The organism is Chryseobacterium sp. Marseille-Q8038, from assembly GCF_965111995.1.
The window spans coordinates 34,485-53,357 of record NZ_CBCOPN010000001.1 but is presented as its reverse complement, the minus strand read 5'-3'; the positions used below and the strand labels follow the sequence as shown (position 1 = coordinate 53,357).

The window sequence follows — 18,873 nt, the reverse complement described above, 5'->3', positions numbered from 1 at the left end:
AATGAATGATAATATAGATTTGAGCTATCAAAAAGCAAATAAAACCGATAGTTTCAAAGTACATAATGACTTTCTAAACCAACTATTGTTAGATACTTCTCATGAAGGGATGGAAAAACATTATCAGTTATTCCAAGACAGTCAAAATAAAGATCTAAAAAGAATTCTAGGAAAAGGTTTCTTAAAAGAGAGGCGAAGCTGGTTTGAATTTTTTAAGTGAAACACTTAAAAATGAAAACGATACAACAAAAAAATCAAATGTAATTCATCTACTAGGATTATCCGGCGTTAAGAAATATCTCAGTGATGTAACTCCATATTTGGACAGCAATAGTTATGATCTAAGGTATAAGGCTATTATCGCAATTGGATGGTTAGGAGATACAGACATGATAAGTATTTTACAAAATCATTTTTTAACGGAAAAAGAACTGGATCTTAAATGTTTTCTGATCACTGCAGTGCGTCAGATATATTTTAGGATTCCAGCTGCTAAAGACATGATATTATCTTTCCTTTATGAAAAGTTAAAGTCAGAATCAAATGAACAGCTGATTGCTATAATTGTTGTTGTACTTCAGGATCTGACAAAGATAAAATATGGTCTAAAAGAAGACCCAATTTCAGGAGAGATTTCAGGAAACATAATTGGTTCGAAAGATAAAATTATTAAAAAATTTAATTTATTATGATTAGGACATTCTATTATGATTCATCCTCAGACGAAGGAATTGAATCTAGTGAAGCCCGTGAAATGACTTTAGAAAATGCATTAAAAACTTTCTATAATCTCTCGGAAGAACGAGGAAGCTTTATTGGCTTTAAGACCAATGATAAAATAATTCAATTTGATTGGAACGATGATAATCTGTGGATGGCGGATATTCCCGATCCACAGAAACGGGGTTCCTTTCAGAAAGAATGCGATTATGATAAATGTGTAGATATAATTAAATCTGCTTTTGATAATCCAAATTGGCAAATACCAAATGACTTTGGTTTTATGAGTTGGTAGTAAACAGATCCCCTTTTCGTATATTACTCTTTAGATTTGTTTAAGTGCTGTTATTCTATGTTGGAAAATATATTAAATGAATTAAATTTAGGAAAGGAACTTAAATCATTGTATAAAGGTGAAATTCCGATTATTGATAAGTATAGCATGTTTAGGTTTTATATTGAAGAAACAAAATCAGGCTCATTTGCTCATCACCATTTCTCATACCTTTTATGTATAATTATGATGCAGACCATTATCATGTGGGAATTATTAAACACTGGTTTTTCAGATAGAAAAATTAGTTTTAGCGCTAATGTTGATAATTATCACATGAATTAGATAACCAATAATGATGAAATTAGTTTTTACCCGAACAGAAAAGTTAGAACTTGAAGGTTTACTGTATACCAATTCAAAATCTCTACAGTTTCAGAAATTGCTGCGTACGAATAAAAAGCTTTTAGTATTTATTTTGATTGGCTCTGCTATAATATCGTTATTTTTCAACAAGCAGCTTTCGCTATTTATTACAATTGTCGGGGGCCTTGCTGTTTTTATTTTCCCAAGGTTTCAGCGGTGGTTTTATTTACGCTCCTTTAAAAAATTAGTAAAAGCAGATGAACATAAAAATCTCTTCGGGAATCGATTTACTGTAACTTTTGAAGATACTTATCTTGAAATTGTGGGATCTATGGCAAGTTCAAAACATAACTATGACAACTTTAGCTATGTTTCTGAAACCACTGATAATATATTTATTAAACTTATTGTTGGACACTATCTGGTTTTCCCAAAAGATCAGATAAAAGATTTGCCTGAGTTTTTAGATTACATCCAACGATTTTGTGCCGATCATTCGCTACAATACATTGATGATAAACACTGGAGATGGTAAAATATCGCCATCATTTAAATGATCTAAAAAATCATATATTGCTAATTATTTGGCTTTATATCGTGGTAAGCCAATTTCATGTTCCTGTGGATAGGGAGCACGAAAGGTCATACTGACATCTTCTTTGATACGTTCTTGCGCTTCATATTTCTTTTCTTCATCATGGGAATATCTCGGATCAGGAATAAAGGGCATCTTTGCCATTTTCGTAATTGTAATCGTCGGAAAATGAAAATCCACCTCTACAATTCCCAGCAACAAATAACATCCGCCGCCCTGAAATGGATATCTCCCCAGACAGTCTGGAAAATGTGCTGTATCAAAGTAGTCACCATTAACATCGACCCATGTACCAAAATACATTGTTCCCTTCTTTGTGGGCACATGCTTCCTAGAAATAAGATAGGCAAGCATTTTAACTTCTTTTTTATGATGATCCGTAAGGTTTTTTGCCATTACAGTTCCCCGATAGTTCGTCTTTAGAAGGTCAAACGGAGTACATGAAACAGGAAAGCTCAGGATCTCGATTTCATCAAAAGCGTCTTCAAAGATGTCACGTTTTAATTCGGGAAACTTAAATTCTTTTACTGGCTCCTCAAATAAAGTTTCAAAACGACGTTCCGGCTTAAATTCACCTAGTAGAACCCGCGCCTTTAGAAGTAGCTCATTTTTTGGAACACCACTGAAACGAAAAGCGCCAATGAAAATAAGGATCTGAAGTGTTTCGATACCTATCGGGATTCTTTTAATCAAGTCTTCCATTGATTTATAATCTCCATTCCTGCGCCTTTCTTCGGGTATCAGTTCACCTAACTTTGTTTCGACTTTTTCAAGATGCATAAAACCTAAATAGACCTGATCACCAAATACTGTAGTTTGATACTCACTATGATTAACACATGGGTTTAATATTGTTGCTCCTGACATTCTTGCCTCATGGACATACACTTCGGTTCTGTAGAATCCCCCCATATTATTAATTACAGATACCATAAACTCAATAGGATAATTGACTTTAAGGTATAAACTCTGGTAACTTTCTACGGCATAGGAAGCGGAATGGGCTTTACAGAAAGAATAGCCTGCAAAGGATTCTATCTGTCTGTAAATTTCTTTACTCAACTCTTCAGGATGTCCCTGCTTGCTGCAAGATGCAAAAAAATCGTCCTTAACCTTTTGTAAGGCCGAAAGTGATCTGCCTTTTCCGCTCATTGCACGTCTCAGTATATCTCCATCAGCAGCCGAAACCCCACCATAATGCAGGGCTATTTTGATGACGTCTTCCTGATATACCATGATGCCATAGGTGTCACCAAGTTGCTGTTCAAATACCGGGTGAAAATATTCAAACTTGTCAGGATTGTTATGACGAAAAATATATTCGCGCATCATACCTGATTGTGCGACTCCTGGTCTAATAATGGATGAAGCTGCTACCAATACCTTATAATTATCGCACTTTAGTCTTCTGAGCAATCCCCGCATAGCAGGCGATTCGATGTAAAAACATCCGATCGTCCGCCCCTGGCTCAAATATTCATTACAATTTTCTTCATCTTTAGAAATTGTGGTGTCTTTAATATTCACTTTTATCCCTCGCTTTTCTTCAAGGAGTTGTACGGTGTCATTGATCGTTCCCAGCCCCCGTTGTGACAGAATATCAAATTTTTCAAATCCGATTTCCTCTGCAACATGCATGTCCCATTGTACGATTGGAAAGCCCTTTGGCGGCATTTCAAGCGCTGTAAAATTTGTCAACGGTTCCTCAGAAATCAGTATACCGCACGAGTGCATGGAACGCTGGTTCGGAAATTTTTCTAAAAGCTTTCCGTATTTCTGTACCTGCTGGACAATCTCATCCCGAAAAACCTTTTCAGGATTTTTGCTGAGTTCATCTAATTCTTCCTTTGGTAAACCAAATGCTTTACCGACCTCACGGATAATTGATCTGTATTTAAATTCTACATTTGTACCGCAGAATGCCACATAATCTTTACCATAACGATTAAAGATATAATCCAAAATGATGTCCCGTTCCTGCCAGCTCCAATCTATGTCGAAATCTGGCGGACTTTTTCTGTTTTCGTTTAAAAAGCGTTCAAAATAGAGATCAAGCTCCAGAGGACATATATCAGTGATCCCCAAACAATATGCAACAATACTGTTCGCCCCGCTCCCACGGCCGATGTGCATGAATCCCATACTGTTGCTATACCTGATGATATCCCATGTAATCAGAAAGTAACCACTAAAATTCAATTCATCAATTACTTTTAATTCCTTTTCAATCCGTTTTTTAGCCAACTGGTGATTTCTTCCGTATCGTCTTTCCAAGCCCGCATAGGCTAATCTTGTCAATAATATTAAGTCGTCAGCCTTTGTTCCGGTATAGTGTTTTTTATTTCTGGGTGTCCCAAATTCAAATCCGTAATCACAATCTGCTAGCAATGACGCTGTATTCTGGATAATCCGGGGATAATTTTCATAAGTTTTTAAAATAGTATCTGGCGACTTCATGTATTCAGATTTCGCGCATACATCATCTTCCTGCAGGCGTGAAAGCAATACATTATTATCTATTGCCCTTAAAATTCGATGTAGATTATATTCTTTTTTGGTACTGAATGTTACCGGATGTAGTATGACCATCTTCGGAATTAGCTTTTTATATTCAGCTCGAATCAAAAGGTTTAATTTTTCTTCCCGTATTCCAACAAATTCGTTATCCTTAAGATCTGTAGGAATATTATTAAGTGGATAAATTATAAAGTTATTCGGGAGGCTCGGCCTGACAGGAAGGTCAACATCATCGCAGTTATAAGATGACAATATCCTGTTAACCTCAGATAAGCCATCAAATTCTTTAGCTATACAAATATATTGGAGGATCTTGTTCTTTCGAACCTCTACTCCTACTATGGGTTTTATACCATGTTGTTCGCATTTCTTCTTAAATTCATATATACCTGTAACAGTATTGATATCGGTCAGTACAAGTTCTCCTATTCCCAACGCCGAAGCTTGGGATACAAGGTCATCTATGGATAATGTTCCATATCGTAGGCTATTGTATGAATGACAGTTTAAAAACATACTTTTGCGTCCTAACGTAAAAAGTCAAAACCTACTGCCCGGCCGACAGCAGAGCTTCCAAATCGATTCTTGATATTATCCATCGCCTGGTACAGGCTAATCAATTCAGATGAATCTTCAAAGAGGTTCATTTGGTAGCTACCATGAACCAGATCCGTAAAACGTAAGCCTACCAGTCGAAGTCGCATACGCCGGGAATATATTTTATCGAAAAGTTCCACCGCAACCTTGGCCAGCGTATGATCTGCTGAAGTATATGTCACCCGACATTGTTTGGTTTCTGTATCAAAGTTTGAATATCGGATCTTAATCACCACAGTGGAGGTCAGCCATTTTTCCTGTCTCAATTGATGTGCTAATTGCTCTGCCATACCCGCAATGAGACCTTTGACTTCCTTTACATCCATCGTATCACTGCTAAAGGTGCGTTCTTTCGATATTGATTTTCTTTCTGAATACGGAACAACAGGTGTCTCATCGACACCGTTTGCCTTTTTCCAAAGGTCGGTTCCATTTTTTCCGATCATCTGTTGGAGAATCTCAACAGGCATTTCAGCTAAAGTACCGATGGTTCTGATTCCTACTCTTGAAAAGAGCTGAAATGTTGCATTCCCCACCATCGGCATCTTTTTTATCGACAATGGGTTCAAGAAGGAATGAACGCCCACAGAAGGAATTTCACGATGACCGTGAGGCTTTGATTCGCCCGTTCCAATTTTGCTAACTGTTTTATTGACCGACAATGCATAGCTGATCGGAAGGCCAGTTTCTTTTTCGATTTTCGCTCCCAGTTCATTCGTCCACTTGTACGCACCAAAAAATTTATCCATACCCGTCAAATCGAGATAAAATTCATCTATTGATGCTTTCTCCATCAATGGTGCACTTTCCTCAATAACCTCTGTGACAGTATGCGACATTTTGCTGTATAATTCCATATCCCCCTTGACCACTTTTGCTTGTGGACAGAGACGGAGCGCCATTCGCATGGGCATTGCCGAACGGACACCAAATTTCCTCGCTTCGTATGAGCAAGATGAAACGACTCCTCTGTCCCCACCTCCAATAATGAGAGGAACACCGTTCAACTCTGAGTTGACCAGTCTCTCACAGGATACAAAAAATGTATCCAAATCCATATGTACGATAGCACGCTCCATAACACTTAAAATTCTTTTACAAAATTGCTATGATTTTTAGCAAAATACACTAAATTTGTTGCTATAAATTGTAGCAATGTTATTACTCGCTGAAAATCTGCGCTTTCTGAGGAATGAACTCAATGCCTCTCAACAATCTGTTGCGGACGCGCTCTTTATTACAAGGGGCCGATATAGCAAATATGAAGATGGGGCCAGTGATCCCCCGATAGACATTCTGCTTAAAATATCTCGTTATTATAAGGTAAGTGTTGATCTGTTGATTTCTATAGACCTACGGAAATATAAATTGGAAGATCTCCTAAAACTATCTGATAATAGGATATTATTACCGATCAAAACGGATAGCAAGGGCGAAAATAAAATTGAAGTCGTTCCTTTCAAAGCTTCAATGGGTTATTTAGTTGGCTATTCTGATCCAGACTATATTGAAAACCTGCAGACTATGTCCCTTCCATTTCTCAATCATGGAAAATATCGGGCATTTCCGGTAGAAGGCGATTCTATGCCACCTTACAAAGATGGAAATTTTATTATTGGCCAATATGTTGAATCTCTCGGTGATCTCAAAATAGGAAAAACCTATATTTTTATAACACGAGAAGGAATTACCTATAAAAGACTGGAAGATCAATTTTCAAGAAAAGTTAAAGTTTCCGCTGACAACAAATTCTATCAATCATATGAAATCGCAAAAGAGAATCTGCTAGAAATATGGGAATTCAGATGCAGTGTATCGACTGAAGAATATGAAAGCAATAACATCGAACTGGATAATGCAACTATTATAAAAATGTTCAATGATATCAAATCTGCTCTTTCCAAGCTAACACCATAATTCAAGAGCGATTATCTTAAAAGATCAGGAAATTGCAAAGATAATCTATTGGTAAAAAATATGTAAATTGCTTTAGTTCCTCAATAAGATCTATTGGGATCAAAATAGACACATATTATTAACCATGAATGAAGCAACCTTAGAGGCAAGAATTGACCGTGTACTACATACTGTATTTCCGACATTTAAGGAAGTAAAAGTTGAACATCAAACCTCTTTTACCCTTAAAATTGGACATCATAATATCCCTTTTGACTCCGGCTATGCAGCTAAAAATACCGTAAGGGGAATTTCCGATATTATCTTAAAAATCGACGGACAAAATGTGATTCTCCTGGAGCTTAAACAGGAGAATGTCGATATTTCTTCTGCTGATATAGCTCAGGGAATTTCCTACGCCCGGCTTTTAGATCAGATGCCTGCAATAACATTAATTTCCAATGGAAAAACAAATCGATTTTTTAACACATATACTAAAGAAGAAATCATAACTGACAGCGTAGATTTCTCAATGATCAGTGCTTGCATCAAAGATTCTTTCACTTTGGCGGCAAACGATTTCAAGGATGCTGTAAATCTCTTGCTGAATAATGATCCCGAATTATTTTCCCACGTTATTAATCAGATCACTGAACAAAAGTTTTTAAGGCTGACAGGAGAAATAGGAGATTTAACAAAATCGATATGCCCGGATTTTATAATTGACAGAACCATTCTTGCCCAAATTATTAAAGCATTCGACGAGGAAAATCCTCTGATCGGAATACAGGGGCAAGCATTCAGTGGAAAAACCATGTTGCTGTACCAATTCTTTAGAACTTTGAGTTCAAGCGAAAATTTTGTGTTTTACCTGGATTGTTATGACCACAATTACTCGATATATAGACAATTAGCCAATACGTTCACTAAAAACTCTGGAATACGTGTTAGTGAAGAGCAGATACGTGAATGGCTTCACGCATCCTTAAGAGCTGGTCGTAAATATAGGTTCTATTTACTACTGGATAACTTCAATGATAGCGTATCCAAAGTTATTATGGACGAAATCCTCGAGCTTATTGATATTTTTGACGATGGACATCACCGCATCCTCTATACTGTAGATGAATTCAATTTCCAACAATTAGCATATGTGCCTTTCAAAAATTATAAAACGGTTATAGGTGACAAAAGTAAAATAGTAAAATTGGATGAGCTCAACGATATAGAGTATTTACAGGCGAATGATTTAATGTTCAATAAATTCAAATTAATTATTGAAAATGGCGGACATTATGCGCCGGAATATCGAGAGCCGCGGATAATAAGGCATTTAATTTCTCTGTCTAAAAATGACGATCTTATAGCGGGACAATATGATAAGATTCAGGCTGTTCCTGATGTTTACCTTCTTGGGTTATTAGCAAACAACGAAACATATTCAAAAGAAATCCATCGTCTTATGTCCATGATGGCAGATTGCTTTATTGAAGAATTTAATTTACGCAAACAAAATTCAGAGCTTAATATTGCTGCTTCAGGAAGCGGGTCTGTGACAATTGATATATTTAAGAGGAAATATAATGACCACTATGAAGGATTGCTAAAATCTTCTATTACAGTGATCAGGCATTTTCGTAATAATGGTCTAAGCATCCTATATCCCAAGCTTCCCGAACTATTAGCATACTATTGTATTCCAATAATTTCCCGTCTTCTTGCAGAAAATTCAGAGCGCAAGAATATTGATCAAAACCTCACTTATTTTAGTGAATTAACGGTGGCGGTTCCTTATTGTGATATAGTTGGGGCAGCAGTGTTGATCGAACTATCTAAAACTAAACCAAAACTGTTTTCAGATCTTATCAACCGAATGCTAAAAATACCACCAAAAAAAGAAACTATTTCTGACGAAACAAAATTAATGTTATTCGATGAAAATGCGGGGCACATCGATTTCGATTATGAGGCAAAAAAGTATGGAAATGATGGTTTATTTATCGCTGACTTTTTTCCTTTTGCTGTACTGTCGCAATTAGCTGCGTTTCCGATGGGTGATGAAAATCATGATCTTGAAGATTTAAATCTGACCCCTTACAACTTCCACTTAACGTTTATACGCACGATTGCATCAGACCCAAATTTTATCCATAGGGCAGACAGCAGATCTTTAGGAAATATGAGATCTTATGAAAGTTACGAATGGGAAGGCATAGGCCAGATTATAAGCGGAAAAGAAGGGATTATTGAACCTATAGTCCAGTCCATTCAGAAATGCTTCCTTGCAATTCCAAATGAGATGAAGTTACTCTATGAATTTGGATTAAAGGAAAGGAACTTCAATCTGCTATACAGATTCTATTTGGCTCTTCATGGCTTAATAAATATTGGAGATCAGGACATTGCAGAAAAAGCCCAGACTTACGTTAGAGTTTTCCATAAGTTCTTCTCAGAATTTATGGCAGAATACTTCAGTAAAAACCTCGAAGATATTGAGCAGCGGAATGAGCGATATAATAGCTTGATAAAATTAAATATTGATGAGGAACTGGATCGACTATTCCTGAGTGAAGAATAATGCATCAATCGGAAAAGAACATTTACATAGAACTAGAAAAGTATACTCAATTTCAGTATTTGAATAGAGAATTCCCAGAAAGCATTAAATTTCAAAGGAACAAAAAAAATAGATGTAAATTAGATCATAAAAAAATGAGATATGAACAATTTTAAATTTGAGCAACCTGAGTTTCTTCTTTGCGAAATAGGCATAAAGGACTCCTCGCTTTTGGGGGATCACATACTCAATGATGAAAGGATCTGGGTGTATCACCTAAAAAGTCAATCGCTCGTAGAATTTGTTTTCATGAACGAGCTGGGAACCTATAATTTCAAGGAAAAGCATAAGGAATTTTCTTATTTCAACTATCGTTATATCGGTTTTTTTGTTCAGAACAACTGCACTATCACTAAACAGAATGAAGATACGGTATTAGATCTAGCCTGGGATTACCTAGAAAGCTTTTTTATCTGGGAAGACAAAACAATCAATATAAAGGATCACCTAAAATCTATCCGATCCGGGAATGATTTTAATATCAACTGATCCATATTCCGCAGCACTTGAAATCTTAAAGAAAATCATATCAGCCTGATAATAAATTTTAATACAAAATGGAAAATATTGAATTTCATCAACCTGAATTTCTTCTCTGTGAGAAGAGTATGCCAGACTATGACCGTGACGGGGAAATTGAATATGAGATATTGGATTCAAAAGTCGAAGCATATGAGATAAAAGACGAGAGACTTTGGGTATATCACCTAAAAAGTGAATCGTTAATTGAGTTCTTATATATGAACGGGCGGGAAGCTCAAAATTTTACTTCCAGACACAAAGATTTTGTTTATGAAAATGAAAATTATACAGGATTCTTTGTTAAAAATAACACAAAAAATCTAGGTCAAGATGAAAATATAGTACTTGATAAAGCCTGGGCATTTTTGGAAGCCAAATTCAATTGGGATCGTGAATATTATTATCTTGATGAAGTTTAGCATATATTAAAAATATTAAAAGCTACCTCTTTTAATCAGGCGACGTTCTTTTGCATCTTTTCTTTGGTCGTCCCTGCGAAAAGAAAAGAAGATATGCCTGCATTGGGCCCTGAGTGGGACGAAATTTAATTGGGCATATCCTAAAGCGGCAATCTCGCTTTACGCAAAAAGACTATTCCTGCTAAGGAAATGTCTTTTTGCCCGATAAGGGATCAATCGATCAATATCGGGCTTGTTCTGAAATCTTCAAGATTGTGAAAACATCCCCTGTATTTGGTCATTCCGTAGCGGAACATGCTCCACAGCAACTTGCATCCCAATTGCGCCAATGAAGCATTGATAAATAAATCCTGCTGTTCCAATGCTTCGGCAAGTGAACAGCTCGGTGTGTTATCGTCCTTTTCAGACTGTAAAAGAAGTTCACCATATTCTTCGGTAACAAAGGGCATATTGGCTACGGGATTGTATTTTTCTGAATCTGGCTGACGAATATCACCCACGGTTGACAGGATAACCTGACCTGTTTGTTTACTATTTCCATAGTCCACCCAATATTTGGGTGAATCCCGATAGTGGTTTCGCTGTCCGCTGATTTCCGTCAGTATATCGGCAACTCCGAATCTTGCCTGTACTGTATCAACACAGGTAATCGTAATTGTTGCGACTGACTGTTTTGGGATATTACCAAACTTATCCTTTTCAAATTTTACTGTTTCTGCTTTCCAGTTGGAACCCGTACATCGGTTAATGCGGTTAATGAGTGCCACTGACTTTGGCAATCCGACTTCACAGTCAAAAAAACGCTGTCTGCCCAAATTTGCGGAGGTAATAATATCATCATCCCATAACCTGACCTGCAGTCCAGTATGTCCGAGTGCCAATAAACTTTCATTGATTTCCATCAATCCCGTAAGCACTTTTGAGCCTGTTCCCCCTGCTCCGATAAGGTTCACGCTGATCGGATTTGTCGGGGCTAAAAGATAATTATCCGTAAAATGTACATTTGGTTTTCCGGTATTCATAACAGTATATTTTTAAAGGTTAATTTATGGGGCAGTAGCACATCTATAGGAAAAACAGTTCCCTGTTCTATCAGCCTTTTCCATAGTGTTACACTGTTTTCTTTGGTCTGCCCACCTGAAACAAGCGCATGGCTGAAATAGCTGTGAAAAAAATAATGTTCCCATGCTTTTATAAAATCTTCCACGGAAGTAGAATTTTTTATGTCAATCTTTATCGTTCCCAAACATACCTTACCATCTGCGTAGATATTGAAAAATGGGCAATGGTAGAGCTGTGTTTTTAAGGTAGGTCTTCGGTTGCTTTTAAGAGCAAAGACCGTAAGACTGGATTTACTCGCTTTCCACAGCATAGGTGGCACATGGGCTTTGCCGTTTGGAATGCCCAGACTTTCAACAAAAAACAGTTCTTTTACCCCAGCTTTTGTGTGCCATATTACTGTGCCTTTTTCTGTGCTAGGGTCAAGGCTCAGCACATTACTTGGAAGGACAGATTTCGGTTTTAAAAATGCGCTTTCTTTTTCCTGTTCGACCAATAAGGCTTTCGCTAGATTATTCGCTTCCCTTACCGTAAGCGGATGGGCATTTATAGGGTTTCCATTAACGTCCATATCAAAATGTTCAACATATACGTCAGGGTTAAGTCCCTGCGATTCATAAAGCACCATAGCACACTTGGGGTAGTAAAGTTTATCAAAATCCTGTGTAATATCAATATTCTTATTCTCCATCGCTCAATTTTCTATAATCATAAATTAAATCTGTAATGTCATGCAGTAGGTCAAAAAGCCGATTTTCAAACACTAGGTCATTGGAGCTGATTTCCTGTCCATCAAAACACTTTGTTATGACAGGCTCCTGTGTTTCGCTATATTCCTGAAACTGGTTATTGACGGATTCAAATATTGTTCCTGCGAGCCAACCTTTATTATCGGCATAGAATGAAATATATTTTTCCATCGGAATGATCTGATCTTCCAGATATTCACCTTCATCATCGAGCATACTACTGGCATTACGAAAAATACTGGCATCGGGATATTCCCTGTAAATTGCCAATGTTTTGCGTGCCAACATCAAACAGTTAACGTCAAAATCATCTTTGGGATCGAACCGAGCAATCCGCTGATCGAAAAAAGCGAGGTTCTCACGGTTGTAAATTTTCTGTTCAATTTTATCCCCTACCCATTCCGCAATATCGATTTCACTTAATCGGTGGTCTTCGTCCTCTTCATCGTCCTGATAGGGATCATCCATTATCCAGTCTTTCAGCATTTCGTACTCATAATATAAATAGCTACCTTCCTGTCTGTAATAGGGTATATCAGCAATGTGGTAGAGATAGGAAAACACGGATAATAATAGGTGCGCTGTCTTTTTTCGCATTTTGTCGCTGAGCATTCTGAAAAGCGGAATAACAGGAATGTAAAAGAGTGTAGCACCTGTATCATAGCGTTCTTGGGAAACCAGATAAAATTTATCATTTTCTTTTTTAAAACTTATAGTGTTCCAGTTCAGCACGTTCTTTTTTAATTTCTGCTTTATGTCCGAAATGGCAAGGTTGATGTTATACGGAAACCTGAACTCATCGGACTGAACAAATGGTTCAATTTTATAGTGTTCTTCCAGTCCCCGAAGCGACTGGAAGAAGTCGCTTTCAAGTTTAGCAGATGTTTCATTTACCTGATTCATTTCTGTTTGCCTGAACTTGGGCAGAAATGTGCAGTTCAGTAAACCATTGGCAACATGGCTATCGGTACGGATTTCCTTTTGTCCCTGAAAATTTCCTGCGCATCCTTCGCCTTTTGCATCCAAGTGGCGAACTCCGCAATCCTTTGGTGCAGGTTGGTTTCTCTTTCTTTTTCGGGAACTTTTATTGTTCCCGACATGATCTGTTTTTGCATTGTTCATTGTTTTAAAATTTAGGTTTTATCCTTTCGTACCCATTATGTTTTCAAAAGTATATATCACTGAATCATCCTTGATTACAGGCGCAGATACTTTTGAAGTCGTCAATATAGGATAAGTATTTGCGTAAAAATTCATCACTGCATCCAAGCTCCACCGTGGTTCGGGGTCGTCCAGAACAATTTTTTGTCCTTTGTCCATGAGTATAAAAACTCGCGCTAGTTCAAGTGCTAATAACATGATCTTTCTATTTTATTGTTAAACATTCATTTCGGCTATGGGCTCGTCTGTTTCGTCCTGCGCTGCTGCAAAAAGATCGGGTGCAAAATGGGATTGATATAAATCCTGTTTCTGACCGATTGTCACAGCATGTTCAGGATATTCAGATGCCTTTGGCAATGCTGTCCACGCTTCTTTAAATTTTCCTTCATTTTCGAGTGCTTCGGCTTTCGCCATTGCATCGCTATATTTTTTACTTTTGGCATCTTTATCCTTTTTAGCCTTATCCGCTTTTTCTTTTTCCATAGCGGACTGTTTTTTGGCTTCCTCCATCTGCTTCATGAAATTTTCCATATTTGACATAAGTCCCGAAGCGGATTCCACTGGTTTTTTGATATGTGAGAAAAATTCAGCATCCAGTTCTTCTGCCGTTCCTTTCAGGTTAAGGGGCGGGATAATATTTTTTGCTTTATCTGTGCACCCATCGTTCTGCACCAAAATAGAGACTACTATTTTATCTTCTGTTGCTTTGGCAACCGTTAGCGTTAATTTGCTCTGCAAGTCCATTTTCGCTATCTGTTTAAAAAAATTCGCTTCCATAATATTGTTGTTTGTGATTATTGATTTATTTATAATTGCCCGTATGGGGAAATGATTTCAGTGGGGTTATTCAGCTTATACCTTTCAATCAGAAGATTTGCGATTTCGTCCTCGGAATATTTCAGGTATTTTAGTCTTTTTATATACTTTTTCACATTTTTTTTTGCATCCTGCCCATGTTCTTCTTTAAGATCAAGTAAATGTGTTTTCCAGTTATAAATGGCATGTAAAATACTTGAATAGTTCCTGCATGCATATTGCTGTGCTTTTTCGGGATTATCATACTTGAACCCCCATTCGATATAGTTAGAAATAATGGACAAAAACCGATGTGACTGACTTTTTCCGATGCGCCGTTCTATTTCCACGAACTCATTGAAGAGATAGTCCATAAACCTGTTATCTTTTTCCATGATGTAAAAAATTAGCGTGTATAATTGTGGTTTGCTTTGGGGATGCTGTCATCTTTGAGAAGCGGTCTATTTCCCCCCTTGGCCGTACGTTCATAATTGACCTTATATCCGTTGCTCTGTATGATACCTTCCAAAAGGTTCCTTGCCCCTGTCGCATCCCAATCGTCCGATGCTGTCATATTCAGGCAGTGCAAACGTTCAAAATCCTTAACCATTCGGGCTATTACCGATAATGCCCGATATTCTGTTTTATCTGCTAGATTGCTCATGATATTTTTGATTTTAGTTCCAAAAATTTTTTATAAATGTCATTCCAGTATGCCTGTCTTTCCTTATCGGAAGGGACGGGGGGAACATGGTGCATATCCTTAAAAAGTTCCGCCTGCTCAATAGCTTTGTCCAAGTCGGTCACTGTGATCTCTAGCCCGTTTAAATCCGTGATTTTCATTTCAAAAAAATTTTAGTTTGACCAATATCTGTTTATGTTCTCCAAAAAATAGATGGATAGCATGCGTTAACTGCGTGATACACTGTGTTTGCTGAGTATAGTTTAAAAGGGCATCGATAGTGAATATGGCATCGTAACCATCAAATAGCTGATCTGTGAATACCCGACAGTTTTTGTATAATCTTGTACCGTTGGCAGTATATCTGTATCTAAAATTAGCAACAAGCCCATACCAGGTATCAATATCTACGGGGTTGCCATTCCATACCGACCTGACGAAATCTTCATTCTTGGTATATTCGTCAGCCACGGTTTTTATGAACTCCGTTATATCCTGCAGTTCGTCAGGAAACAGTTTTGCAAACAAATATGCCCTGTCAATATTGTCCATTTCTGTTAATGCTTTCATTTCATTACGTTTTGTTATTAAAGAAATTTTTTAAGGTTATCGCCCTCATATTAGAACCTGCCAAAATCCATTGGATCTAAACTGATAGTTTTGAGAATACCCTTAGTATAGGTTGCCATTCCATATAGACAATTGCCTATTTCCTGATAGTCCATTACAAAATCAACTTTATAATGCTTTGCTATCCGCACCACAGCTTCTATATTGGGTGTCCATTTCGTTACATATTCGATTTTACCGTCCGTGTTATGGCTGATAAAGTAAAAGAAATGTTCTTCTGTACCTGCTAGGAAATCGGGTAGTTTTTGATTTTCCGATTGTTGTCCCATTTCTGCTATTGTATTAAATAGCGTTGTTATCTGCTCGATTGCTTCGGGCGTTCCCAAAAAGACAACCGTATTGTTACACCAATTTGCCATGATTACAAGAATTTTTTAAGGTTCTGGGCTTCCTCCCAATTTTCTTTTGCAAGGGGAAACCATTTTGCCGCCATCGTACAAAGAATGGCATGATAAATAATCTTAGCAGTCCTATAACTGTCCTGCGGTTCGTCTTCAAAATCCAGTGCGCCACTGCTGACTGCCTTAAAGAAAAGTTCTTCAATTTCCTTTAGGGGTGGGTTTATGGTCATCAGTGCTTTGAAATTTTCCGCTAATTCTGCCTGTGTCATTTTGCCAGTATTTACAGGTGACTTTTCACAGTCGCCTGTGGTTAAACTTTAATTTTCCGTTTGTTCCGTAAATTCTATGGATACTATTTCTTTCTCTCCGAACAGCAGTTCTATTGCCAGTTTCAGGCTATGGTGGGGATTTTCACACCCGACAAAGCGCACAAGGCAGTGTATCATAAAAATTGAATTGTGTCCCCAAAAAAGATGTTCGGAAAATATTTTCGGGTTTCTGTGAAGCTGAACATTGAGCCTTTCCAATACCTTTTCAATTTCTGCGATCAGGCTGTACCAATAATTCGCTGTTATCAGGCAGTGGGGTGGCCAAGCCTTTTTAATATCCTCCTGCTTTTCCCGAAAATGTGTTATTTCCTTTTGAACAAAGCTGATAAGGTCTTTTAAATCTTTGGGAAATAATCGGGCTAACACGTACGCCCTTTCTATATTTTTCATTTCGTCCAATGAATTCATTTTGATAAATTTTGATGTGTAAAATTCAGTTCTGCGACCTGCGGTAAGTGCTTCGGTCAATGAAAGGTTCAATTCTATATGCAACTCTTTTATTGACAAGATTTGCATATTCATTGGCTTTTTTCCTTGTTCGGAAAACCGCACCATCTACTTTCCAAGTCACTTTATAATACCTGATTGTGGAAGGCGACCTAAATGCGTAATAATCTATCCATTTAAGTTCCTCGTCCCTGAACACCTTAACCGGATGGATATACAGCCCCTTTCCGTCAACATTCGGGTAATAAGTAGATGCCAGTAATTTCTTCTCCCTGTCGAAGATTTCAAAGCGTACAAAATCTTTGTCGTGCAGGATGATCCTGAATAATTCATCTACATTGAAATGTGCATTCAGTAGCACATTTTCGTCGTACTTTTTGTATGTTATTACGCCAACATTCATTGCGGTAAATTTTAAATGATAGATTTCTGCCCAATTTTCATAATCCTGATTATTGCCCCTATTGGACATCTTTCACAGGTCATTACCTGCTGAATTGCTCCCTGCTCTCCGCTGAGTGAGGTTAATTTGACCTTGAAAAAACCTGTATCATGTTTCAATGTTATTTTGAATGTTTCCAGTACCATTTTTTTTAGATTTATAGGCGACTGCTTTCACAGTCGCCTGTGGTTAAAGTTTAGTTATAGAATACGTGTCCGTCCTCGCTCCAATAGCTTGTACAGAAAAGATCATTCGCATAGGATTTGCAATCAAAGTATTCCTTTGCAAAATCACTGAGGTCTTCACGCTGTTCCATCAGTTCCCTGGCAAAATCCTCTTCGCTGTCGTAAAGCCCTAAATAGTCGTTCTCAAAATTTTCCATCAGTTCAGAAATATCACTACTTGATAATTCCTTGTGATCGTTTTCACACCATATTAAAAAGGCTTGCAATCTGTCTTCGTCCAGATCGTTTAAGGCTTCCAGTACGTCAAAAATATTTTCACTGATCCAACATTCACCGATTAAACCTTTTGGGATGTTCTCATAATCCTGAAACATATATTCGGGGTCTTCCTCGTCACTGTGCAACTCGGCACAGGCTTCGTAAAACTCGCCCCTATCTGCATAATCTGACAGTTTTAGCCATTTTCCGAAAATCGAACCGTTATTATATTTGGCATAGGTTCCCACGTAAACGTTGGCTTCTGTTATATCTATATTTGTTGCCATGATGTTAAATTTTAAAGGTTTAAAGATTAGTTTGCGCTTGCCACAAGCTTTTTTAATTTGGCTTTTACCGCCCTTGCAACCTCTCCGCGCCAAGTTGTCGCATTTGCAAGGAAATAATTGATTATCGAGCTTGCCGAATCTTCGTAATAGTTGTCGTTTACGCTATTTAGTGAGCGCATTGCATCCAAGTAAGGCACAGCCCCGAAATAGATGTTTTTCCAGTCTTTTGTGACCATTAGGGCAATCTGTGCTATATTTTCGGGTATCTGAATCCCTGATTTTTCAAGTGAATTTTTCATAATGCTTTAAAATTTTGCTTGTTTTAAAATGGTAGATCATCGTCATTATCCCCCGAAAATACAGGTGAAGAGTTGCCAGTTTTTACGGTTTCTTTTTTTACTGTTTCTCCGCTCTGTTTTGTGTCCCCACCGTGAAAAACTATTTCAGATACCTGAAAATTCAGTCCTGCCTTTAGGTTGCCTTCTTTGTCTACCCATGCTCTAGGGCTGACCCTTCCCGAAAGTTCTACAATAGTGCCTTTTGTCAGGTATGGGGCAATGTTTGGGGTTTTCCAGTATGCGCAGTCAAAAAATGTGGGCTGACTGATTTTTTCGCCTTCTTTGTTTCGGAAGGTGTGCCTGATCGCTACGCCAAAATTTACTACCTCTTTGCCGTTTGAAGTTGTTCTAACTTCTGCTGTTCTTGTGATTTTTGCTGTGATGTTCATAACGTTTTGTTTTATTGTTTTACATTGCTTGTTATGTTCTTCCAGTCCTTCCGAGGCTCGTCCCCGATATTATTTTCAAAAGAAAAAAAGGAAAAAAAGAAAGCAGACAAACAGATCATACAACTGCGTAGACCAAGAGAAAAAATGATTTAATGGGGGGTCCCTTGGGGGGAAACCGTTCATTCACTTTTTTCTATTGGTGGGATGTGGGTCGGATGGATGAACTAACTTGGCTGCCTTTTTATCCTTTTCTTTGAA

Annotated in this window: 27 protein-coding genes; 8 read left to right on the top strand and 19 right to left on the bottom strand. The window is 37.5% G+C overall.

Annotated elements, in window-relative coordinates:
• The first annotated feature begins 1 nt into the window (after nucleotide 1).
• The 4 genes from ACWPWS_RS00280 (at nucleotide 2) to ACWPWS_RS00265 (ending at nucleotide 1,895) form a co-directional block, all read left to right on the top strand.
• On the top strand, nucleotides 2–220 hold the full coding sequence (locus ACWPWS_RS00280) for a hypothetical protein (protein ID WP_454045062.1): 219 nt from the start codon (nucleotides 2–4) through the stop codon (nucleotides 218–220).
• Nucleotides 204–692 carry a HEAT repeat domain-containing protein gene (locus tag ACWPWS_RS00275; protein WP_454045061.1) on the top strand — a complete coding sequence of 163 codons (489 nt, stop codon included), beginning with the start codon at nucleotides 204–206 and terminating at the stop codon, nucleotides 690–692. The genes ACWPWS_RS00280 and ACWPWS_RS00275 overlap by 17 nt, the downstream gene beginning before the upstream one ends.
• Complete coding sequence (locus ACWPWS_RS00270; protein ID WP_454045060.1) at nucleotides 689–1,015, top strand: hypothetical protein; 327 nt, start codon at nucleotides 689–691, stop codon at nucleotides 1,013–1,015. The genes ACWPWS_RS00275 and ACWPWS_RS00270 overlap by 4 nt, the downstream gene beginning before the upstream one ends.
• Nucleotides 1,016–1,349: 334 nt before the next feature.
• Nucleotides 1,350–1,895, top strand: coding sequence for a YcxB family protein (locus ACWPWS_RS00265; protein WP_454045059.1), 546 nt, complete (start codon nucleotides 1,350–1,352; stop codon nucleotides 1,893–1,895).
• A 45-nt stretch (nucleotides 1,896–1,940) separates the two neighbouring features.
• Here the strand turns inward: ACWPWS_RS00265 and ACWPWS_RS00260 are convergent, their stop codons facing one another.
• Both ACWPWS_RS00260 and dinB read right to left on the bottom strand, forming a co-directional pair.
• On the bottom strand, nucleotides 1,941–4,988 hold the full coding sequence (locus tag ACWPWS_RS00260) for a DNA polymerase III subunit alpha (RefSeq protein WP_454045058.1): 3,048 nt from the start codon (nucleotides 4,986–4,988) through the stop codon (nucleotides 1,941–1,943).
• Between the two features lie 11 nt (nucleotides 4,989–4,999).
• Complete coding sequence (gene dinB / locus ACWPWS_RS00255) at nucleotides 5,000–6,148, bottom strand: DNA polymerase IV (protein ID WP_454045057.1); 1,149 nt, start codon at nucleotides 6,146–6,148, stop codon at nucleotides 5,000–5,002.
• Between the two features lie 76 nt (nucleotides 6,149–6,224).
• On the opposite strand from dinB, the gene ACWPWS_RS00250 reads away from it, so the two are divergent.
• The 4 genes from ACWPWS_RS00250 (at nucleotide 6,225) to ACWPWS_RS00235 (ending at nucleotide 10,523) form a co-directional block, all read left to right on the top strand.
• On the top strand, nucleotides 6,225–6,986 hold the full coding sequence (locus ACWPWS_RS00250; RefSeq protein WP_454045056.1) for an XRE family transcriptional regulator: 762 nt from the start codon (nucleotides 6,225–6,227) through the stop codon (nucleotides 6,984–6,986).
• A gap of 124 nt (nucleotides 6,987–7,110) precedes the next feature.
• Nucleotides 7,111–9,543, top strand: a complete 2,433-nt coding sequence (locus ACWPWS_RS00245) for a hypothetical protein (protein ID WP_454045055.1) — start codon at nucleotides 7,111–7,113, stop codon at nucleotides 9,541–9,543.
• Between the two features lie 141 nt (nucleotides 9,544–9,684).
• A complete protein-coding gene (locus tag ACWPWS_RS00240) occupies nucleotides 9,685–10,071 on the top strand; it encodes a hypothetical protein (RefSeq protein WP_454045054.1) in 387 nt (128 codons plus the stop codon).
• 68 nt (nucleotides 10,072–10,139) lie between these two features.
• Nucleotides 10,140–10,523, top strand: coding sequence for a hypothetical protein (locus tag ACWPWS_RS00235; RefSeq protein ID WP_454045053.1), 384 nt, complete (start codon nucleotides 10,140–10,142; stop codon nucleotides 10,521–10,523).
• A gap of 212 nt (nucleotides 10,524–10,735) precedes the next feature.
• Here the strand turns inward: ACWPWS_RS00235 and ACWPWS_RS00230 are convergent, their stop codons facing one another.
• The 17 genes from ACWPWS_RS00230 to ACWPWS_RS00150 are packed head-to-tail and all read right to left on the bottom strand — an operon-like array spanning nucleotide 10,736 to nucleotide 18,615.
• Complete coding sequence (locus ACWPWS_RS00230) at nucleotides 10,736–11,545, bottom strand: PRTRC system ThiF family protein (protein WP_454045052.1); 810 nt, start codon at nucleotides 11,543–11,545, stop codon at nucleotides 10,736–10,738.
• Nucleotides 11,542–12,273: a PRTRC system protein B gene (locus ACWPWS_RS00225; protein ID WP_454045051.1), complete on the bottom strand. Its 732-nt coding sequence runs from the start codon at nucleotides 12,271–12,273 to the stop codon at nucleotides 11,542–11,544. The genes ACWPWS_RS00230 and ACWPWS_RS00225 overlap by 4 nt, the downstream gene beginning before the upstream one ends.
• On the bottom strand, nucleotides 12,263–13,453 hold the full coding sequence (locus ACWPWS_RS00220; RefSeq protein ID WP_454045050.1) for a hypothetical protein: 1,191 nt from the start codon (nucleotides 13,451–13,453) through the stop codon (nucleotides 12,263–12,265). The genes ACWPWS_RS00225 and ACWPWS_RS00220 overlap by 11 nt, the downstream gene beginning before the upstream one ends.
• An 18-nt stretch (nucleotides 13,454–13,471) precedes the next feature.
• Entirely contained in the window at nucleotides 13,472–13,690 is a 219-nt protein-coding gene (locus tag ACWPWS_RS00215) for a PRTRC system protein C (protein WP_454045049.1), read from the bottom strand.
• Between the two features lie 18 nt (nucleotides 13,691–13,708).
• Nucleotides 13,709–14,269: a PRTRC system protein E gene (locus ACWPWS_RS00210; RefSeq protein ID WP_454045048.1), complete on the bottom strand. Its 561-nt coding sequence runs from the start codon at nucleotides 14,267–14,269 to the stop codon at nucleotides 13,709–13,711.
• 29 nt (nucleotides 14,270–14,298) lie between these two features.
• Complete coding sequence (locus tag ACWPWS_RS00205; RefSeq protein ID WP_454045047.1) at nucleotides 14,299–14,682, bottom strand: hypothetical protein; 384 nt, start codon at nucleotides 14,680–14,682, stop codon at nucleotides 14,299–14,301.
• An 11-nt stretch (nucleotides 14,683–14,693) separates the two neighbouring features.
• A complete protein-coding gene (locus ACWPWS_RS00200) occupies nucleotides 14,694–14,951 on the bottom strand; it encodes a hypothetical protein (RefSeq protein ID WP_454045046.1) in 258 nt (85 codons plus the stop codon).
• On the bottom strand, nucleotides 14,948–15,130 hold the full coding sequence (locus tag ACWPWS_RS00195) for a 3-isopropylmalate dehydratase (RefSeq protein ID WP_454045045.1): 183 nt from the start codon (nucleotides 15,128–15,130) through the stop codon (nucleotides 14,948–14,950). Before ACWPWS_RS00195 ends, ACWPWS_RS00200 begins: the two co-directional genes overlap by 4 nt.
• Before the next feature lies 1 nt (nucleotide 15,131).
• Nucleotides 15,132–15,539, bottom strand: coding sequence for a hypothetical protein (locus ACWPWS_RS00190; RefSeq protein ID WP_454045044.1), 408 nt, complete (start codon nucleotides 15,537–15,539; stop codon nucleotides 15,132–15,134).
• Between the two features lie 50 nt (nucleotides 15,540–15,589).
• Complete coding sequence (locus ACWPWS_RS00185) at nucleotides 15,590–15,958, bottom strand: DUF1281 family ferredoxin-like fold protein (protein WP_454045043.1); 369 nt, start codon at nucleotides 15,956–15,958, stop codon at nucleotides 15,590–15,592.
• 2 nt (nucleotides 15,959–15,960) lie between these two features.
• Nucleotides 15,961–16,209, bottom strand: coding sequence for a hypothetical protein (locus tag ACWPWS_RS00180; protein WP_454045042.1), 249 nt, complete (start codon nucleotides 16,207–16,209; stop codon nucleotides 15,961–15,963).
• Nucleotides 16,210–16,257: 48 nt separating this feature from the next.
• The gene (locus tag ACWPWS_RS00175; RefSeq protein ID WP_454045041.1) at nucleotides 16,258–16,677 is read right to left on the bottom strand and encodes a hypothetical protein; all 420 of its coding nucleotides are present in this window, start codon (nucleotides 16,675–16,677) and stop codon (nucleotides 16,258–16,260) included.
• Nucleotides 16,678–16,702: 25 nt separating this feature from the next.
• Nucleotides 16,703–17,119 carry a hypothetical protein gene (locus ACWPWS_RS00170; protein ID WP_454045040.1) on the bottom strand — a complete coding sequence of 139 codons (417 nt, stop codon included), beginning with the start codon at nucleotides 17,117–17,119 and terminating at the stop codon, nucleotides 16,703–16,705.
• An 11-nt stretch (nucleotides 17,120–17,130) separates the two neighbouring features.
• The gene (locus ACWPWS_RS00165; RefSeq protein ID WP_454045039.1) at nucleotides 17,131–17,304 is read right to left on the bottom strand and encodes a hypothetical protein; all 174 of its coding nucleotides are present in this window, start codon (nucleotides 17,302–17,304) and stop codon (nucleotides 17,131–17,133) included.
• Between the two features lie 50 nt (nucleotides 17,305–17,354).
• The gene (locus ACWPWS_RS00160; protein ID WP_454045038.1) at nucleotides 17,355–17,888 is read right to left on the bottom strand and encodes an antirestriction protein ArdA; all 534 of its coding nucleotides are present in this window, start codon (nucleotides 17,886–17,888) and stop codon (nucleotides 17,355–17,357) included.
• A 26-nt stretch (nucleotides 17,889–17,914) separates the two neighbouring features.
• Entirely contained in the window at nucleotides 17,915–18,187 is a 273-nt protein-coding gene (locus ACWPWS_RS00155; RefSeq protein WP_454045037.1) for a hypothetical protein, read from the bottom strand.
• A gap of 23 nt (nucleotides 18,188–18,210) precedes the next feature.
• Nucleotides 18,211–18,615, bottom strand: coding sequence for a single-stranded DNA-binding protein (locus tag ACWPWS_RS00150; protein ID WP_454045036.1), 405 nt, complete (start codon nucleotides 18,613–18,615; stop codon nucleotides 18,211–18,213).
• Nucleotides 18,616–18,873 lie beyond the last annotated feature (258 nt).

What these genes read in the sequence shown, in the direction of transcription:
- ACWPWS_RS00280 (WP_454045062.1), top strand. Translation starts at nt 2, where the DNA reads ATGAATGATAATATAGATTTGAGCTATCAAAAAGCAAATAAAACCGAT.
- ACWPWS_RS00270 (WP_454045060.1), top strand. Translation starts at nt 689, where the DNA reads ATGATTAGGACATTCTATTATGATTCATCCTCAGACGAAGGAATTGAA.
- ACWPWS_RS00265 (WP_454045059.1), top strand. Translation starts at nt 1,350, where the DNA reads ATGATGAAATTAGTTTTTACCCGAACAGAAAAGTTAGAACTTGAAGGT.
- ACWPWS_RS00260 (WP_454045058.1), bottom strand. Translation starts at nt 4,988, where the DNA reads ATGTTTTTAAACTGTCATTCATACAATAGCCTACGATATGGAACATTA.
- dinB (WP_454045057.1), bottom strand. Translation starts at nt 6,148, where the DNA reads ATGGAGCGTGCTATCGTACATATGGATTTGGATACATTTTTTGTATCC.
- ACWPWS_RS00250 (WP_454045056.1), top strand. Translation starts at nt 6,225, where the DNA reads ATGTTATTACTCGCTGAAAATCTGCGCTTTCTGAGGAATGAACTCAAT.
- ACWPWS_RS00245 (WP_454045055.1), top strand. Translation starts at nt 7,111, where the DNA reads ATGAATGAAGCAACCTTAGAGGCAAGAATTGACCGTGTACTACATACT.
- ACWPWS_RS00240 (WP_454045054.1), top strand. Translation starts at nt 9,685, where the DNA reads ATGAACAATTTTAAATTTGAGCAACCTGAGTTTCTTCTTTGCGAAATA.
- ACWPWS_RS00235 (WP_454045053.1), top strand. Translation starts at nt 10,140, where the DNA reads ATGGAAAATATTGAATTTCATCAACCTGAATTTCTTCTCTGTGAGAAG.
- ACWPWS_RS00230 (WP_454045052.1), bottom strand. Translation starts at nt 11,545, where the DNA reads ATGAATACCGGAAAACCAAATGTACATTTTACGGATAATTATCTTTTA.
- ACWPWS_RS00225 (WP_454045051.1), bottom strand. Translation starts at nt 12,273, where the DNA reads ATGGAGAATAAGAATATTGATATTACACAGGATTTTGATAAACTTTAC.
- ACWPWS_RS00220 (WP_454045050.1), bottom strand. Translation starts at nt 13,453, where the DNA reads ATGAACAATGCAAAAACAGATCATGTCGGGAACAATAAAAGTTCCCGA.
- ACWPWS_RS00215 (WP_454045049.1), bottom strand. Translation starts at nt 13,690, where the DNA reads ATGTTATTAGCACTTGAACTAGCGCGAGTTTTTATACTCATGGACAAA.
- ACWPWS_RS00210 (WP_454045048.1), bottom strand. Translation starts at nt 14,269, where the DNA reads ATGGAAGCGAATTTTTTTAAACAGATAGCGAAAATGGACTTGCAGAGC.
- ACWPWS_RS00205 (WP_454045047.1), bottom strand. Translation starts at nt 14,682, where the DNA reads ATGGAAAAAGATAACAGGTTTATGGACTATCTCTTCAATGAGTTCGTG.
- ACWPWS_RS00200 (WP_454045046.1), bottom strand. Translation starts at nt 14,951, where the DNA reads ATGAGCAATCTAGCAGATAAAACAGAATATCGGGCATTATCGGTAATA.
- ACWPWS_RS00195 (WP_454045045.1), bottom strand. Translation starts at nt 15,130, where the DNA reads ATGAAAATCACGGATTTAAACGGGCTAGAGATCACAGTGACCGACTTG.
- ACWPWS_RS00190 (WP_454045044.1), bottom strand. Translation starts at nt 15,539, where the DNA reads ATGAAAGCATTAACAGAAATGGACAATATTGACAGGGCATATTTGTTT.
- ACWPWS_RS00185 (WP_454045043.1), bottom strand. Translation starts at nt 15,958, where the DNA reads ATGGCAAATTGGTGTAACAATACGGTTGTCTTTTTGGGAACGCCCGAA.
- ACWPWS_RS00180 (WP_454045042.1), bottom strand. Translation starts at nt 16,209, where the DNA reads ATGACACAGGCAGAATTAGCGGAAAATTTCAAAGCACTGATGACCATA.
- ACWPWS_RS00175 (WP_454045041.1), bottom strand. Translation starts at nt 16,677, where the DNA reads ATGAATTCATTGGACGAAATGAAAAATATAGAAAGGGCGTACGTGTTA.
- ACWPWS_RS00170 (WP_454045040.1), bottom strand. Translation starts at nt 17,119, where the DNA reads ATGAATGTTGGCGTAATAACATACAAAAAGTACGACGAAAATGTGCTA.
- ACWPWS_RS00165 (WP_454045039.1), bottom strand. Translation starts at nt 17,304, where the DNA reads ATGGTACTGGAAACATTCAAAATAACATTGAAACATGATACAGGTTTT.
- ACWPWS_RS00160 (WP_454045038.1), bottom strand. Translation starts at nt 17,888, where the DNA reads ATGGCAACAAATATAGATATAACAGAAGCCAACGTTTACGTGGGAACC.
- ACWPWS_RS00155 (WP_454045037.1), bottom strand. Translation starts at nt 18,187, where the DNA reads ATGAAAAATTCACTTGAAAAATCAGGGATTCAGATACCCGAAAATATA.
- ACWPWS_RS00150 (WP_454045036.1), bottom strand. Translation starts at nt 18,615, where the DNA reads ATGAACATCACAGCAAAAATCACAAGAACAGCAGAAGTTAGAACAACT.